Source organism: Lentilactobacillus hilgardii (assembly GCF_009832765.1).
GTDB classification, from domain to species: Bacteria; Bacillota; Bacilli; order Lactobacillales; family Lactobacillaceae; genus Lentilactobacillus; species Lentilactobacillus hilgardii.
The window spans coordinates 969287-987063 of record NZ_CP047121.1 but is presented as its reverse complement, the minus strand read 5'-3'; the positions used below and the strand labels follow the sequence as shown (position 1 = coordinate 987063).

12 protein-coding genes are annotated in these 17777 nt (G+C 43.4%); 5 read left to right on the top strand and 7 right to left on the bottom strand.

The window, feature by feature from the left end; all coding sequences use genetic code 11:
- Positions 1-5: 5 nt before the first annotated feature.
- Together GQR93_RS04445 and GQR93_RS04440 are read right to left on the bottom strand one after the other, a co-directional pair.
- Positions 6-719 carry an ABC transporter permease gene (locus GQR93_RS04445; RefSeq protein WP_003552707.1) on the bottom strand — a complete coding sequence of 238 codons (714 nt, stop codon included), beginning with the start codon at positions 717-719 and terminating at the stop codon, positions 6-8.
- Between the two features lie 47 nt (positions 720-766).
- Positions 767-1714 (bottom strand): LysR family transcriptional regulator, encoded by a 948-nt coding sequence (locus tag GQR93_RS04440; RefSeq protein ID WP_003552705.1) that lies wholly within the window; start codon positions 1712-1714, stop codon positions 767-769.
- A 575-nt stretch (positions 1715-2289) separates the two neighbouring features.
- On the opposite strand from GQR93_RS04440, the gene GQR93_RS04435 reads away from it, so the two are divergent.
- The gene (locus GQR93_RS04435; protein WP_003552703.1) at positions 2290-4359 is read left to right on the top strand and encodes an alkaline phosphatase family protein; all 2070 of its coding nucleotides are present in this window, start codon (positions 2290-2292) and stop codon (positions 4357-4359) included.
- 94 nt (positions 4360-4453) lie between these two features.
- Here GQR93_RS04435 and GQR93_RS04430 read toward each other — a convergent pair whose 3' ends face one another.
- Positions 4454-5017: an RBBP9/YdeN family alpha/beta hydrolase gene (locus GQR93_RS04430; protein WP_003552701.1), complete on the bottom strand. Its 564-nt coding sequence runs from the start codon at positions 5015-5017 to the stop codon at positions 4454-4456.
- Between the two features lie 179 nt (positions 5018-5196).
- Entirely contained in the window at positions 5197-6519 is a 1323-nt protein-coding gene (gene glnA / locus GQR93_RS04425) for a type I glutamate--ammonia ligase (protein WP_003552697.1), read from the bottom strand.
- A gap of 208 nt (positions 6520-6727) precedes the next feature.
- Between glnA and GQR93_RS04420 the strand changes: the two genes are divergently transcribed.
- Entirely contained in the window at positions 6728-7324 is a 597-nt protein-coding gene (locus tag GQR93_RS04420; protein WP_003552695.1) for a YdeI/OmpD-associated family protein, read from the top strand.
- Between the two features lie 62 nt (positions 7325-7386).
- Here the strand turns inward: GQR93_RS04420 and GQR93_RS04415 are convergent, their stop codons facing one another.
- Both GQR93_RS04415 and GQR93_RS04410 read right to left on the bottom strand, forming a co-directional pair.
- Positions 7387-9246, bottom strand: a complete 1860-nt coding sequence (locus tag GQR93_RS04415) for an FAD-binding protein (RefSeq protein ID WP_003552693.1) — start codon at positions 9244-9246, stop codon at positions 7387-7389.
- 152 nt (positions 9247-9398) lie between these two features.
- Positions 9399-11258, bottom strand: coding sequence for an FAD-binding protein (locus tag GQR93_RS04410; protein ID WP_003552691.1), 1860 nt, complete (start codon positions 11256-11258; stop codon positions 9399-9401).
- A 329-nt stretch (positions 11259-11587) separates the two neighbouring features.
- On the opposite strand from GQR93_RS04410, the gene GQR93_RS04405 reads away from it, so the two are divergent.
- From GQR93_RS04405 to GQR93_RS04395, 3 genes are read left to right on the top strand one after another with little or no spacing between them, the layout of a single operon-like run.
- Positions 11588-12658, top strand: a complete 1071-nt coding sequence (locus GQR93_RS04405; protein WP_003552689.1) for a mandelate racemase/muconate lactonizing enzyme family protein — start codon at positions 11588-11590, stop codon at positions 12656-12658.
- 25 nt (positions 12659-12683) lie between these two features.
- On the top strand, positions 12684-14315 hold the full coding sequence (locus GQR93_RS04400) for a peptide ABC transporter substrate-binding protein (RefSeq protein WP_003552687.1): 1632 nt from the start codon (positions 12684-12686) through the stop codon (positions 14313-14315).
- Positions 14316-14330: 15 nt separating this feature from the next.
- Complete coding sequence (locus tag GQR93_RS04395) at positions 14331-16373, top strand: CocE/NonD family hydrolase (RefSeq protein ID WP_003552685.1); 2043 nt, start codon at positions 14331-14333, stop codon at positions 16371-16373.
- A gap of 104 nt (positions 16374-16477) precedes the next feature.
- On the opposite strand, the gene GQR93_RS04390 is transcribed toward GQR93_RS04395, so the two are convergent.
- On the bottom strand, positions 16478-17734 hold the full coding sequence (locus tag GQR93_RS04390) for an ISL3 family transposase (protein ID WP_003555416.1): 1257 nt from the start codon (positions 17732-17734) through the stop codon (positions 16478-16480).
- Positions 17735-17777 lie beyond the last annotated feature (43 nt).

The window sequence follows — 17777 nt, the reverse complement described above, 5'->3', positions numbered from 1 at the left end:
CCAATTCAATCTTTGCCTTCCCAGAAGACAACTTTCTTTTCTAAAAGCAACAATATGGTATCCAATAAAATGCCGGTGACACCCATGATAATAATGCCGACAAAGACCACGTCACTTCTCAAATATTTGCTGGCATCCAATACCAGCCAGCCAATACCTGATCCTGCCGCAACCATTTCGGCAGCTACAGAAGTCGCATAGGCAACGCTCATGGCATTTCTCAAACCAACAAAGATATCCGGTAGCGATGCCGGTAAAACAACGTGACTAAATACCTGAAACTGGTTGGCGCCAAGTGTTCTTGCCCGATTAAGGTAATCAATTTTAACCCGACTGACACCGGCAACGCATGAGACATATATTGGCGAAAACGCGCCAAGAAACAGTAGAACAATTTTTGATGTATTCCCAGTACCCATCCACAGAATGATAATCGTGTAGTACCCAAGAGGCGGTAGGGGCCGCAAAAATGTAATAACCGGTTCAAAAATCGCCCTGACCTTTCGTGAATAACCACTTACCAAACCCAGTGGAATTGCAAATAAGACAGCCGCAAAATAGGCAATGAACAGGCGTTGCAGGCTTGCCCACAAATGCTGCCACAATGTATGTCCCTTGTAGCCGTTTTGCAGCAAATCGATAAAACTGGTCCATACGGCATTCGGCGCCGGAATGATTAAACTTGAGATGCGACCATGCCAAGTCACTAACAACCACATGAGCAAAATCAAGATTCCCGTTGTCGAACTAAGGAAATATCTATTTTTTAATTTACTGATAATGAGTCACCTTCTTTTGATTGATTTAACATAAAAGTCCGAGAATTAACCACTTGCTTTAACGTTGCCAGAAATAACTTGTTCTGGTCATTAAGCGGGTACTTTTTATTGCTGATGGAACCAACCTCAAAGTCCAACGGCTGATCTATAATCCTGACTTTTCGAATCATTTTCGACTGCAAGTAGTAATCATTTTGTGACATGTACTGCGGAAAAAACGCAACGTAGCGGTCATTTGCAATTAAGCTTTTAATCGCATCAAGACTATCCGTTCTAAACTGAACGTTAGGTTGTTGACCTGACCTCATCAGATTGGTCAGGCCACCATTTTCTTTTCGAAACTCATCTTTATAAGCAATGTAGGGCTGCGCCAACAAGGTTTCATATGTGACGTTTTCCTTTCCAAACAGTGGTGAATGACGACCGACATATAAGACATATTGATCATGAAATAAGGGTTCATACACAAGATCGTCAACCTTCCCCGACCCGCGATGATTAATCACAATGCCAAAATCGGATTGCCTACTTGAAATTTCACGAACAATCCTGCCGCTTTCCTCGGTACTAACGGACACAGAAGCCTTGCCATCGGCCATTTGAAGTTGACTGAGAACCGTCGGGACAATCCAGTCGTTCAAACACGGAATGCAGGCAAGCTTGATTTCATCGATAAATCGTCCCGGTTTTGATAGCGCTTGAATATTTTGAACGCTTTTAATAATTGTCTGGACTTGTTTTAAAACCGCCTGTCCCACCACTGTCGGAGAAACACCGGTACACGTTCGGGTCAATAATTTTGACTGCAGTTCATTTTCCAAACTGATAATGGCATGGCTAATCGAGGATTGGGACATATAATTATTCTTGGCTGCATCTGAAATCGACGCGTACTTAACGGCTTCGTTCAGTAAATATAATTGCTCTAACTTCATATCAATCACGACTCCATTTCAAAAATAAAAGCGCCCCTTTACCTGTCAATCATTTGACAAATAAAGGGACGCTTTGACGTGTTACCACCCTAACTTTGTATTATTCTCACAAATAATACCTCAACGGTTCTAAAATAAAACCCGGTCTGATAACGGCGACTTTTCCGACCAGCCAGCTAAATCTACCAACTGATAGCTCAGAGCTCATCTTCGCCAAACAACCCAATTCCCTTTCTCATCATCCGGGATCTCTTGAATGAGGCTGTTTAGTTACTCTTCTCCTCAACGCAATTTGTTTGCTTGGAAAAAAGATACTGGATTTTTTGATAAAAGGCAATCATTTTCCCATAGTCTTTACCTATCAAAAGCATCTTAATTCCGGTGGCTTTGTGAGTTAAAACAATATCAGCTATACAAATTCCAATGATAAAGAATAACTATCCTTCGATTCACTATCGAAATCAACCATACCCCCCATCGATATTTGAGGGGTACTAAAAGACCGACTCCCCACCTATCATGGGTGTCATTCAAGAAATCAATTCTGATTTTTATGTATCGGGGAGGCCATCACAATGACAAGAAATGCACGAACAAACAAACTAATTGTACTGGGAATCGACGGCATGGACGCCAGAACAACCCACCGTTTGGTTAAGGAGGGCAAACTGCCCAACATCAAGAAGTACCTTGAAGCGGGATCATCAAGGGCCGGACAGGAAATGCTTGGAGCACATCCCACCATCACCCCACCCTGCTGGACAACATTGGCAACCGGTGCCTATCCGGGTACCCATGGCATTACCGATTACTGGCGCCAATCTCCGGATAGCCTGGATGCCGTTGTCTACAATATGGATTCTCGGAATTGTAAAGCTGAGCAAATCTGGAATTGTACCGTCGAAAATAATTTAAAAACGCTGGTTTGGCACTGGCCGGGATGTTCCTGGCCGGCTTCTTCAGATAATCCGTTGCTAAACGTTGTTGACGGCACCCAACCCGGTTCTGTTAACATGGGCGTTGCTCAAATGGATTGGGAAAAGATTATTTATGGCTCATCAGAACTTGATAAGCCCCGCTATATTCCACATACCGAAAAAGCTGCCGGCGTCGGCTGCAACATCACCAATCTTCAAGAAGTTGTTTCAAATCAACCGGCAAAGGACCATTCTGACGATGAGGACGAAATGATGGAGATTTGGTGGGGAGACGAATCCAGAAAAGGCGGTGAAATTCGGACTTACGTCAAGTCTCTTGAGGACACTGAAATGATGATCGGCGCAAAAGTTGCATATGACATCGTCATGACACCCATCAAACCAGCCGATGATTGGCAACATGTACCGGAAGACAGTCTTCAATTTACAGTGCTGATTTCCGGCGGTCAGGAAACCCGTTACGGTCTGATCACAAAAAGTCACCACGATAGTTACGATACCGTCACTCTCTATCATACAAAAGATGGCGCCGATCCATTTGTGACAATTCCCAAAGACAAAATGGTATCCGGCATCATCGATAATGCCACAAAAAAAGGCCGTACCAAACCAAGCTGTCGTTCTTATAAACTGCTTGAATTAAGTCCGGATGGCAAAACACTCCGTCTGTGGATCAGCAACGCCTTGGATACAACCAACAAAATGCTTTGGCAGCCCAGTGCCCTTTATGATGAAGTCATTGCTCACGTTGGTCCGGTGCCACCGGTAAGCTTAATTGGCGGTGAAGATCCTGAATTGGTTGAAAAAGTTTTTCTGCCCTCTTGGGATATTTATTGCCAATGGCAGGCTGACAGCATTGCCTACTTACTAGACAATCAACACTTCGACGCAGTTTTCAGCCATCTTCACAACGTCGACTGTGCCGGCCATCAACTCTGGCATTTAGCGAAAACTTTGGCTCCTTGGAAGGATACCGATGAGAAAGTCTATCAGAGATTTATCGAGCGTGTCTACCAACAAACCGATGCTTATCTGGGCCGCTTCCTGCATTATTTGGATGAAGGCTATACCATCCTGGTCGTTTCAGATCACGGCCTATTAGTTGGTGAAAACGTCCCGCCTATTCTGGGTGAGTATGGCGGCCTTAACACCCAGGTCATGGAAGATCTAGGCTATACCACTCTCAAAACAGATGAGAATGGTCAAAAGATTGACGAAGTTGATTGGGAAAAGACAACCGCTGTTCAAATCAGAAGTAATTACGTTTACGTCAATTTGAAAGGCCGTGATAAACACGGCATCGTAGACCCTAAAGATAAATACGACCTTGAAGAAAAAATCATTTCAGATCTCTATAATTACCGCGATCCAAGGACAGGTAAACGTGTTGTTGGTATTGCACTAAGAAATAAGGATGCCATTATTCTAGGTGCCAGCGGTCCCGAATGTGGCGATATCTTTTTCACTGTTGAAGAAGGATTCAACCGATTACATGGTGACGGTTTGACAACGGCTGAAGGTTACTTTGAAACATCGGTCTCACCGGTTTTTATTGCTTCGGGAAAAGGAATCAAGTCCCAATTCACAACAGATCGGGTTATTCGCCAAGTAGACGTCACCCCGACAATCGCATTACTACTCGGAACCAGGATTCCGGCACAATGTGAAGGTGCACCAATCTACCAAATTTTTAAATCAGAGGTTTGATCAATAAAAACCACGGGCGTATTTTGAGCACCGTGGCTTTTTAAGGTTATTTTAGATTTTCGTGTTGCTTAAAAATCGTCATTAGCTATTCCTGCTAGTCGTTTTTCAGCATGGCTTTCAACTCATCAAATACAATCGGCAGCTTCTTATCTTTTCCTTCATCGGTAAAATGATGTCCGGACGGCATTAAGACAAACTTTGAATGTAGATGCCGAGCCATCGTTAAGGTGTAAGGATATGGGACACTGTTGTCGTTAATCGCGGAAATAACCGTGACATGCGCAATCTTTGGAAGAATATCGGTATAATCGACTGGGTGTTGCGTGAATGCATCCAGCTCCGGTAATGTCCAAATCGGTTCATCAAAGCCGGAAACCAATAAGACATTGACATGCTTGATATCATGTTGCGCCAGATAATGAAGGACCTGAATGCAGCCCAAGCTATGTCCGACCAAGGTAATCCCATCCCTGGCGTCAATTGCTTGATCGCAATAGAGATCCCAAGCAGCCTCGTTGGGATGATTGGAGTCGGGAAAATTGAGCTTTTTAAACGGTATGTCAAGCTGATCCTCTACCTGCTTTTCAAGCCAGGGAAACCAGTGATCGTGTGCAAATGATGTATAACCATGAAACATGTAGATGAGCTGTTCTGACATATTCTTTCACCTTCGCTTATGTTTGTCTTTAACGTCGATTATAAAACATTTCCGCTGATTATCGCACCCATTTTTATCCACCATCGGATCATCAGCTGCTTTTCCATGTTAAAAGAGCTGTCATTTAGTCAATTCAAGTGATTGGCTGAACGGCAGCTCTTTTATTTTAATTGCCAAATTTAAACATTAAAATAGGTCTCTTTTTCCCAATCCGTGACACTCATCTGGAAACTAGCCAGTTCCTTATGCTTAATCTCCAAATACTTCGGTACAATGATGCCCAACGTTTGGGCAAGTGTCTGATCATTTTTTAAAGTCGTCAATGCCTTGGGTAATGAACCGGGTAGCTGAATGATTTGTTGAGACGTTCGCTGCTCTGCAGACATATTATAAATATTGTCCTCCACATTCTTTGGGGGTGTTAATTTGTTTTTGATGCCATCCAGTCCGGCCGATAAAACGGAAGCAATTGCCAGATAAGGATTTGCGGACGGATCACCGCTTCGCAATTCAAACCGGGTTGCGGGGCCCCTGCCATCCGGTACCCGTACCAACGCCGTTCGGTTTGCGATAGCCCACGCAACATAGGTTGGTGCTTCGTACCCCGGAACCAAACGCTTATAGCTATTAATGGTTGGGTTAGTAATGGCTGTAAAGGCTCTCGCATGAGTCAAAATGCCGGCGAGGTAATTTGTTGCAAGGGCAGATAAGCCGTGATCAGCCTTTGGATCATCAAACAAGTTGTGATCGCCATCAAACAGTGAGGTATTCAAATGCATGCCCGACCCGTTCATTCCGGCAAGCGGCTTTGGCATAAATGTTGCACGTAATCCGTGTTTAACCGCGATTGCCTTGGTAGCCAGCTTCAGCAACTGAATGCGATCAGCTGTGTGAACCGCATCGTCAAACCGAAAGTCAATTTCACATTGTCCGGGTGCGACTTCATGATGGTTTGCTTCAATTGAAAAGCCCATTTTCTTTAACGTATTGACCGTATCACGTCGACACGCTTCGCCGGCATCGCTCGGATACACATCAAAATAGGAGGCCTGATCATTTAACTCAGTCGTTAAATGGCCATTCTCGTCGGTTTTGAATAGGAAGTATTCCATCTCGGCACCAACGTTCAAATGTCCACAACCGATGTCAGATAATGATGCATCCAATTGTTTTAGTGCAAGTCGTGGATCACCGGCAAACGGCGTTCCGTCACGATTGTAAACATCACAAATGAGTGAAGCCGTGTTACCACCCGTCGTGATCCATGGATAGATGGTCCAAGTATCCAAATCCGGATACAAATACATATCAGAGTTTTGAATTGGCAAGAATCCAGTGATCGAGGACCCGTCAATTTTAATCTTGTTATTCAAAGCGGTGTCCAGTAAACTGACCGGAATCTCAACGTTTTTTAGCACACCGTTTAGATCCGAAAACGTCATCCTCAAATAATCAATTTTTTCATCCTTTGCCAATTTACGAATATCATCAACTGTCTTCATCAAAAGCCCCCTGAAAAGTCATTAATTCGGAATACCTAAATATTTGATTTGGGTTCCCTTACTGCGTATTATACACGTAATATCTTCTGACATCAGTTTTTTTCTGAAAAAAACTTTTTTTATCTTTTTAGATATAAACTAGAAGTAACTTAGCTTATTGACAAAATGTTGCGTCAATCATGCAAATTAATAAATTGAAGGGGTTACCATGACGACTAAAACGCCACAAAACTATTTATCTGTCAAAAATCGTAATGAATTTCGCATATGGTTAAGCTCAAACCACGATACCGCTAAAGAATGCTGGGTCAATGTCAAAAGGGGCATTCCAAAGAATAATGACCACTTCTGGTATGTTGATGCAGTCGAAGAAGCGATGTGTTTTGGATGGATTGATAGTACCTATAAGGTTATTGAGCCAGGCAAACCAGCTGCTCAACGCTTTGTTCCTCGAAGGCCTAACAGTTCTTGGTCTGAATTAAATAAAGCTCGATGTATCCGTATGGAAGAGCTGGGAAGAATGACTCCGTCTGGTCAAAAAGAACTCCCGGATATGGATCCGGCACACTTCTCGATTAATCCTAAAATTAAACGAGCCTTAAAAAGACGACCCGGTGCATGGCATTTTTTCTGTTCTTGTCCACCTCTTTATCAACGGGTAAGAGTAGACACTATTCAAATAAAAGAAAGTCACCCAGAACTATTTCGTTCACGTCTAACAAAATTTGCTAACGCCTGTCAAAATCATAAAATGATTGGGAGTTGGAACGATGGTGGACGGTTAAACCACATCTACGAGAATTAATTGAAACCTATAGTTCCGTAAAAAAATCATCCAGAGTCTTTTGACTTTGAATGATTTTTCATCTAATTTCCCTGCTTTGCTTTTTCTAAAGCGTCTTTCACGGCAGCTTTCAACGCATTACTTGAAGCTGAAGCACCTGAAATACCATCAACATCAGCCGTATGCTTCTTGACCATCTCTTTTGGCAGATCGGTCATGGCTTTCAAACCAACATCTTCACTTTCACTTTGTTTCAAAACTTCAACGTTGGTCAACTGATGATCATCGTCAAGCGTGATTCTGACAACCACTTCTCCGCCAATACCGTCATCGTTTTCGCCAATAAATTGATGATCAGTGGTTGTAAAGGTTTCATTTTCTTCATCATTCGTTAAATCACTTGCCAACGTTGTGTCTGTTGACTGGGAAGCTGATGTCATCGTATCCGGTTCTTGGTTTGGCTCAACGTTCTTTGTGTCATCCTTGGGTTTTGCGGCATTTTCCCCGGCAATTTTGCCAAAGATCAGACATTCTGCCAAATTGCCGCCACCTTGATATTGGTTGGCGCAAATACCGCCGAGTTCACCGGCACTATATAAATGAGGGATCGGCAAACCGTTTGTGTCAACAACCTCCGCTTTCACATTACGCCTTGGACCACCCTGTGTATTCAACATGGTTTGCACCAGTGGCACTGCGTAGTAAGGCGGTTTGGCAAATTCGGCCATTGTCCTCGCTGCCCGGTGAAATTCAGGATCCTTTCCTTTATCGGCTGCCTTGTTGAAGCGCTTGAACGTTCGATGAAGGATTTTAGCCGAAACACTCAGCTTCTTCGCTAAATCATCAATTGAATCAGCCTTGATTACATTTTCTTTGTATGGCGCGTAACTACCGATGATCTGGTCCTTATCCAATCGTTTTTTCTGATGCCTATCAAAAATCAAATAGGGATGATCCTGATTCAACGGTACCTTCCACTGACCATGATTATACAGGTGACCGTGCCGATTCATTTCCGCCTCATTAAAGTACCTGGAACCATCGTCACCAATGACAAAGACGCTTCCGTGACTGACCAAATCGTTTTGTTTGCCAATCATAAGCCGCCCGCGTTCACCCGGTTTAACCGCAAACGCCATGCCGTGCAACAGCCCGAGTGATTCGTAATTAGCCATGTGCCACATATCGGCACCGACTTCCCGGCCCATTTTAATGCCGTCACCCTTGTTATAAAGCGTGCCGAGCGGTGCCAATTTGGAAGCGCCTAAATAATCCTCAACATCTTTTTGATTGTTCTCAAAACCACCGGTTGCTAAAACAACACCGTTCTTGGCTTGTACGTTGAGGTCGTGCTGCTGTCGCTGGATGACAACGCCTTTTATGACTTTTGACTCGGGATCTTGGATCAGCTTTTTAGCAGGTGTTTCAAATAAAACATCGATATGGTCCAAACGTTTCATCACCTGTTCACGCAAATTGCGCCAGAGCGCTGCGTCGAAGAAGTCGCTGGTAACGGTCGTATAATCGTAACTCTTTGATCCTTCGTATTCCGGAAATTCCCGGACAATTGAATCTACAAAACCGGTATCGTCTTTCTTTTCACGCTTCCAACTGAACGGTTTCACACCCAAATATTTTTGAACATAATTCGGTGTATTGACCATCCCTGTCACGTAGGTATTAATCATCTCCTCATCCAGATGCATCGGTGCGGTCAATGCCTGATAGTATTTTTTAAGGTCATCGAAATTGTCACCCGTACCGATTAACTGCGCTGAATAGCGGGTATTGCCGCCCTCGTGACCTTCCGGTGCTGAATCGACCAATAATACGTGCGCGCCGGCATCCGCCGCAAACCTGGCTGCGGTTGCTCCTGCGCCACCAAATCCCAAAACGATCACGTCATATGATGCATGCCAATAAGTCTCTTCTCCAACTGCCATTTTAAGAACCCCCTACCATGTTAAATGTTTTTCAACCTCATTTTATCATGGATGACTGCGCTTTCATCTATATTTTCAAAAAAACAACATCTTCTTTATAAATGCCATCATATCGGCACTTAAAAATTGATGTTGTCTTTGTTGTTTTCGAATCAGTCAGCTGAGTTTTTAGCTGGTTGAGTTGCTTTTTGAATGGCATTTCTAACCGCACTCTTCAATGCTCGACTTGAAGATGATGCGCCGGAAACGGCATCGACGTCGTAAGTATTTTGGGTCACCATTTCTTTTGGCAATTCTGTCATTGCTTTTTGGCCGACATCTTCACTTTCGGATTCTTCCAGAACCTCTACATTCTTAAGCTGATCGTCACGATAGGTGACCCGAACGATGACCCGACCGCCGATACCGGCATCACTGACACCAAGGTACTGATCTTTTCCAACTGAATAATTGCTTAATGCCTGATCACTCGACAAATCGTTACCGCCAAGGTCAACGGTTGTGGATGTGGATTCCGGCGTAACTTCAATATCATGCTTGACAGTAGCGGCATTTTCTCCGGCAATTTTGCCAAAGATCAGACATTCTGCCAAATTGCCACCGCCATTATACTGATTGGCATTGATGCCGCCAAACTCGCCGGCGCTGTATAAATGCGGAATCGGCTGATCAAACGCATCTAGTACCTGTGCCTGCTCGTTTCGTTTGGCACCGCCCTGCGTGTTGAGCATGGCAGTTGCCAAAGGCGTGGCGTAGTACGGGCCGTCACCAAAAGCCCGCATCGTGTCACCGGAACGGTTCAATGTTAAATCTTCGCCGTTTTCTGAAAAGACATTGAATCGTTCAACAGTTTGAACCAGTGTCTTTGGATTTGCTTTAATTTTTCTGGCGAGCTCTTCAATTGTATTAGCCTTGACCGTAATCTTAAAGAAATCATCATATGGTAACTTTCCACGGGATTTGATCTGTCTGTATTGTTCCCGATCAAAGATCAGATGTGGATGGGAATAGACAGTCGGATTCTTCCAGCTGCCATGTTCAAACGCGTGTCCGTGCCGGCCGTTTTCATCTTCACGAACGTAGCGACTGCCATCGTCGGCGGCCACAAAGATACTTCCGTTCGACAGATCCGGCCATGGGCTCAAAATAAACTTTCCCCTGGCTTCGGCGGTATTTTCAAATGTGAAACCGGTATTAAAACCAAACCCTTCAAAGGACTTCATGTGCCAAAGTTTGGCGCCAACTTCCTGGGCCATCTTCAAGCCATCGCCCTTATTGTATAAAGTCCCGATCACTTTCAGTTTGGGAACTCCGATAAAGTTCTGAATATCATCGTTGTTATTCTCAAAACCACCCATTGCCATGACGACACCATTATTGGCTTTGATATCAACCAATTGATCATGTCTCTGAATCTGAACACCTTCGACCACACCTGTTTCATGGCTTTGAATTAAATGCTTAGCAGGTGATGCCAGCCAAACATCAATTTGATTTTCACGCTTGGTTACTTGGCCACGCAACGTTTTCCACAACGAGGCATCAAAGTAACCATCGTGAACCGTTGTCAAATCAACCGTCTCCGAGCCTTCAAATTCCGGATACTCCGGTGACAGGCCGTTGGCAAAGGCTTCAAAATCCGGATCACGATGAACCTTGTTGTAAGACACCGGATTCTTGATTTCCAAATAACGTTTGAAATAATCCGGAATTGTGGTCAATCCATGAACATAGGTATCAAGCATTTTCTCGTCTATTTTAATCGGTCCGAATAATTGCTTAAAATATTGCTTCATTTTATCAAAATCATATCCGGTTAAAACCACTTGACCGGCATATCGGGTATTACCGCCTTCATGACCTTCGGGTGCCGCATCCGTCAATAGCACTTTAGCACCGTTATCCGCCGCAAATCTGGCGGCAGTCGCACCTGCAGCACCAAATCCAATCACGATGACATCGTAAGTGGCTGCCCAGTTGCTTTGTTTATTTGTATCGATTGTCTGATTCATCAATAAGACCTCTCTTTTTTAAAAACATGTTAGATTAATCGTTTTATTCCCGATTGTTACAAAATGAGCATGACATCGTAAGCGATTACATCTCTATTATCTCCTAATCCAAACGAAAGTTAAATAGTCGATTAATCAACTCGCTTTGCATTTACAACATATATGTATGTTTTATAATCTTTCGCCGATATGACTTGCTTATATTATCCAACCCGCGTTTAGAACAAGCGCTTCTTACCTTATCAAGCACATATTTGATTGCAACTTTTTTAAAAATTAGTTATGATTAGAGTTCAATTAAGATAATTTGAAAGGAGCTTATTTTTCTCATGGAAATCACTGATATCATCGCTCACAAAGTGAAAGTTAAGTTGACAAAACCAATTAAAGTCACTTTTGGCGAAATTACCGACGTCGAAACATTAATCATCAAAATTTCGACCGATACGGAGATCTTCGGTTATGGCGAAGCCTGTCCGTTTGAGCCGGTTACCGGTGAAAGTATCGACAGTGAATTGGCAGCGTTACCATTAATTGTTGATTCATTGCGTGGCAAAGATCCAAGAAATATTGAAAAAAACCACGGTTTAATGGCAGAAGCCATTCTTGGGCATACGGCACTTAAAGCCGGCATTGATATTGCTCTATATGATGTTTTGGGTAAGGATACGGGACTACCCGTTTATCAATTACTCGGTGGTGCTTCAAATTCAATTAAAACAGACATCACGATCTCAATTGATGCCCCCAAACAAATGGCAACTGAAGCACAGCAATACGTTTCTAGTGGCTTCTCACAACTGAAAGTTAAGGCCGGTATTGATCCTCATGCCGATGAACAAGCCATTCAAGCCATTCTAAATACGGTTACTCCGACAACCGAAATTAAAGTGGATGCCAACCAGGGCTGGACAGCAAAACAAACAATCGCCATAATGGAAAAATTCAAGGGCACTAATTTACATGCAGTAGAACAACCCTTACCCTATTGGCAACATGAACAAAACAAGCTGATTCGTCAATCAATCAGTCAAAATCTCATGCTGGATGAAAGCGTTCATTCACCAAGTGACGCAATGACCGTCATAAAAAATGGTGAAGCTGACCTGGTCAACATCAAATTAATGAAGTCCAAGGGCATTTTTGGCGCTGAAGGAATTAATAAGATTGCTGAGGCCGCCGGTTTAAACTGCATGATCGGCTGCATGGCCGAAACCAGCATCGGTATCTGCGCCGCGGTCCATTTTGCAGCAGCACATTCAAATGTGGCCTATTGCGACCTGGACAGTTTTATGATGTTTAAACAGCCAAAATGGTTACTGGACAAAGGATTTACACAGGAACAGGATCGACTACAGTTGAGCGATAAACCAGGATTGGGCATTAACGTTAACTTTTAATCTGACACTGAGGGGTGTACATATCATGAATAAACGAAAAATTTTTCTAACAGTCGCTGTCGCGAGTACAGTCTTATTAGCAGCCTGTGGTAAGCAAAGCAAGTCATCACAGGACAAGAAGAGCGCTAGTTTCGGTCTCAATACCGAAGTAGCCTCGATGGATACCTTAAAAGCACAGGATCCCAATAGTTTTGACGTCCAAGCCGCCGTTTTTAGCGGATTATATCGCATGAACAGCAAGGATGAGGTTGTTGACGATATTGCAAAAGGCATGCCAAAATTATCCAATGGCAACAAAACATACACCATCAGCCTGCGTCACAATGCTAAATGGTCCAATGGAAAATCTGTCACCGCCGACGACTTTGTCTACGCATGGCAACGAGGTGCCAACCCCAAAACCAAGAGCAACTATGCGTTTATCATTCAAACCATTTTGAAAAACGGTACCCAAATTGCTACCGGAAAGATGAGTCCCAGTAAATTAGGTGTTAAAGCGCTCGGAAAATATAAACTTCAGGCTACTTTGCAAAAACCAACGCCTTACTTTAAATCATTATTGACTTTCAATCCTTATTTTCCACAAAACAAAGCTTTTGTTGAAAAGGTTGGCAGCCAGTATGCCACTTCACCAAGTAAGATGATTTATAATGGTCCATTCAAGGTTTCTTCCTATTCACTGGGTGCAAACACACTCTCACTTACCAAGAACACTAAGTATCGAGGACCTGTTAAAGCCAAGCTGGACAAACTGAATTTCCAAGTTGTTAAAAGCTCGACAACGGGTTTGAACCAATATCAAGCTAATAAACTGGACATGACTTTCCTAACAAATAATTTAGTGAAGAATAATAAAAATCGGGCCGGATTTAAAACAATTCCAAATTCGATGATTACCTACTTACAGTTTAATATGCGGAAAAAAGCCAAATTACCATTTCAAAATAAAGCTTTGAGGCAGGCAATCGCAAATTCAATTGATACCAAACAGCTTGCCAGCAAGATTCTCCAAGACGGTTCTTCACCATTAAGCGGTTATATCCCACCGAAATTTGTTAAAAATTCAGCTACCGGTAAAGATTTTAGACAAGAAGGCGGCAAACTTTACGTAGCGGATAAAGCCAAAGCTGCTTCACAGTGGAAACAAGCTCAAAAACAACTCGGTCAAAAATCCCTCACCCTCCAACTACTCATTGATGATGAGGATTGGCAAAAATCAACCGGAGAGTTTCTACAGTCTGAACTGGAAAAGAATCTCCCCGGACTGAAAGTCTCAATCCGTGTTCTCCCCCAACAGCAGGAATTAGGCCTGGTTGCTCAAGGTAAATATCAAATGGTCCTTGCTCAATGGGGGCCGGACTTCCAAGATCCAACAACCTACCTTGCCAATTATACCAACACCCCGGGCAGGGCAGCTGGTTATGATAATCCAAAATACGATCAACTGATTAACGCTGCCAATGGTAAAGATGTCAATAATCCCGCTAAACGTTTTGCCGACTTCCACGCAGCAGAGAAACTGATTGTTAAGGATCAGCAGGTCATGGTACCGCTTAACCAGCAAGTTTATTCAATCCTTCAACAACCCAAGTTGGCAGGGGTAACTCACCACATGGTCGGCGCACCATTCACTTACGCAACAGCTTATTGGAAATAGGAGGCATGATGACCATTGCAATTTGATTTCTATCAATCAGGTATTAAACAAGCCACGTTCTATGTACAGGACAAAACAATCGAAGTTGAGAGTTTTCAACAGCCCAGATCGGTTTTAACCAAAGAACTGGATAAACGCTACCAGTCCAAACTACACACTTCACCACAACACTTTTTTGAAAAATATCTCTTCACACCTTTGGATTTTTCAGGAAATAAGTTGAGAACCCAAAACGGTGAACACTTTCAAAAGAGGCAAGATGGGCACCTATGGATTCAACACCGTCAAAAACCGGCTGTCAACCTCGTCGTGTCCGATGGCAAATTGGTCGGCTGCCAAATTGCTGTGAGAAATATTATTGCTGTTCTTATTCGTCCAGGTTATGAAAACCTGACTATCCTAAAGATGTGGCAGGATAATCACTTATTAATGCAAAAACCATTCCCAATCGCCAGTCAGACTACCCAGATGGTCAAAATGAGCGACGGTACCCAGCTTGCAACAGAAGTTTTCATCCCCGATGATGGCCAGAAAACCCATCCCGTCATTTTGGAACGAACGCCTTACGGTCGGGAAATGTATTATGATGACGAACAACGTTTTGTTCAGCGGGGGTACGTTCTTGTGATTCAAGATGTCCGTGGTAGAAATGACTCGCAGGGCGAATGGCTGCCGATGTACTACGAGCGTGATGATGGTCGGGATACGATCAACTGGCTGGCCAACCAACCATGGTCCAACGGTAATGTCGGCATGATCGGGGGGTCGTATGGCGGATACGTTCAATGGGCGGCTGCCTCTTCGGCAACACCCCACCTCAAGGCCCTTGTCAGCATGGTAACAGCGGGCGGCCCATTTAATGACACCATTTATAAAAACGGCGCCCCGATTTCAGGCAGCCTTGCCTGGTTCTTCTCCACAGCCGAAAAAAAACTCAACATGGCGAATATGCAGAGAAATGATTGGAACGACTTAATGAAAGTCCGGCCACTTTCTCAAATTCCGGTTAAGGGACTGGGACATGAAATTCCCGGCTTCAGCAAATTTATGGCGCACAAATCAGCAGACACTTTTATGGAAAATATGGATTGGAAAGCCCGTTCTGATAAAATCCACGTTCCTGCCCTGATTCAAAGCGGCTGGTTCGATGATAATGGTGTCGGGACAACCGAAGCTATCCGCGCAACCAATCATTACCCCGCCGGTACCCGAAAGCTGATCCTCGGACCTTGGGTGCACAGTGGTAATGCCCAATATGATTTGGGACCGTATCATTTAGGAGAACATGCGCTTCGATTCGATATCGATCTCCAGCATGTCCGCTGGTTTGATCACTTCTTAAATGGTGTCAAAAACGGTATTGAAAAAGAGCCCCTTTTGGACTACTACACGCTTAACACCGACAAATGGCGAACGGCAGACAGCTTTCCGGTCAATCCACAACCTTCTAAATTGTTCCTGAATGCCAAGAAACAAACGCTGGATTGGAAACCGTCAAAGAAAACAGAATCATCCAGTTACGTTTACGACCCAGCAACCCCCACACCTCATTTAATTGACGTTTCCGCCAATGAGTTGGAGTTTCCAAACGATTATACACAAGTTGAAAAACGATCCGATGTGATTTCTTTTACAACCAGTCCGTTAACAACACCAATGACGATTACCGGCTGGTTCAAAGCAATCTTTTACGCCAGTAGTTCAGCCGTGGATACAGATTGGGTGGTCCGTCTGACGGATGTAACGCCCAACGGTCAGTCTGTTAACATTGCAGACGGTGTCCTCAACGCAAAATTTCGCAATGACTTGTCAACACCCGATTTAATGACACCGGGAAACATTTATCAATTCACTGTCGAAACCCAAAAGACTTCTATCAAATTACCGATCGGTCATCGTCTGAGGTTGGACATTGCCAGCGCCGCTGAAAATTTGGTTTTTCCAAACAGCAACACACGTGCCGGAGCAGATTCTATTGACGGCATTAAAGCAACTCAAACAATCTATACTGGAGAATCCTACCCGTCCCATTTACTTTTCAATCAGGAGAATGATTAATATAAAAAAGCCCTCGATTCGATTTGGCTCTTTGTCAACTGAGGTTGATATCAGCTTATATAGCAAATCCGAAAGGATTTGCTTTTTCTTTTGCATTAATTGAATTAAGCAAATAATTCCATTTGAATCCTAGTTCGATAATGGTCAAAATTCCGATAACCGTAAGCAGTTCTACCAATAGCTTTAATTTTGCGGTTAACTCCCTCAAGAGGTCCATTGGAGTAAGCATATTTCAAGGAATTGGTAACTGCTTTTAAGTTTTGTTTTAGGCTACGAATAGTGGTATCCATTGAACAATTGAGTTTTCGATAGTCACAGATCGTCTTGGCAAGTAAATCCTGGTCATGTCTTTGAACAGCCGTTAAAATATCCTGATAAACCAAGTAAACACTGGTAAATTTAGGGCTAAGGGCAACGGCATCTGTCACAATTCGTTGACTAGTCATCTCTCGTTTTAACGGTGTCCGATAATAGAGTCGTTTAGCTTCCAGCTTATCAAAGGGCTTGTCGAATAAACGCCAATATTTCTTAATCATCCGATATTCACGCGAGGAATGAGGTTGCTTTTTCGCGACTGACAAACGTACCTCATTTAGGGACCTTTGAGTCATTTGAATGATGTGGAAGCGGTCAATTATAATTTTGGCTTTAGGGAAAAGCTCTGGGATTAGGTGAACGTAGCCAGCGTTTAGATCGACAGAAATGGTTTTAACGCGAGCTCGTTCTTTGTGTGAGTACTGCATGAAGTAGCTCCTGAGGAACGCCTTACGGCGGCCATACAGAATAACGACTCGATTATGATGATCGGCATCTTGAAAGATAAACCGCATGCGCCGATTTTGGTGCGAAGAGGTAAACTCATCAAAACTGAGATGTTTCGGTAAGCGAACAAACCGATTACTGATCATTTGCGCTGCTTGCGGATATGCTCGATTGACGGTACTGGCAGAAACCCCGTTTTGTTTAGCAATCAGTGTCGCTGCCATATTATCATGAAAGTCCATCACCACTGATTGCCAAACGTTCTTGGAAATTTGGCAGTTAGGCTTAACAGCATCCGTTTGCGAAGTAATGATTGAACCACAGTGTTTACAAAGAAACCGTTGCTTAGCTAACCGGAGAATTAATAAGTGGAATCTCTGTGGGGATAATTTTAAATTAACGGTCTTATGACCGTCTTTTACAAGGCAATCAGCAAACCCGCAATTTGGACACTGTGAAATCTTTTTAAGCAATTTAGCATTGATAAATAATGCCGGATGACCGTGATATAGCCCGGTTTGGGTTTTAGCATCAGCCTCGAAGTGAATGTGGGGGTCTTTTAAACCAACTAAATTTAAGATAAGCTTGTCTTGGGACATCGTTTTTACTTCTTTCTATCTGAATTATTGGCTAATTCAATAG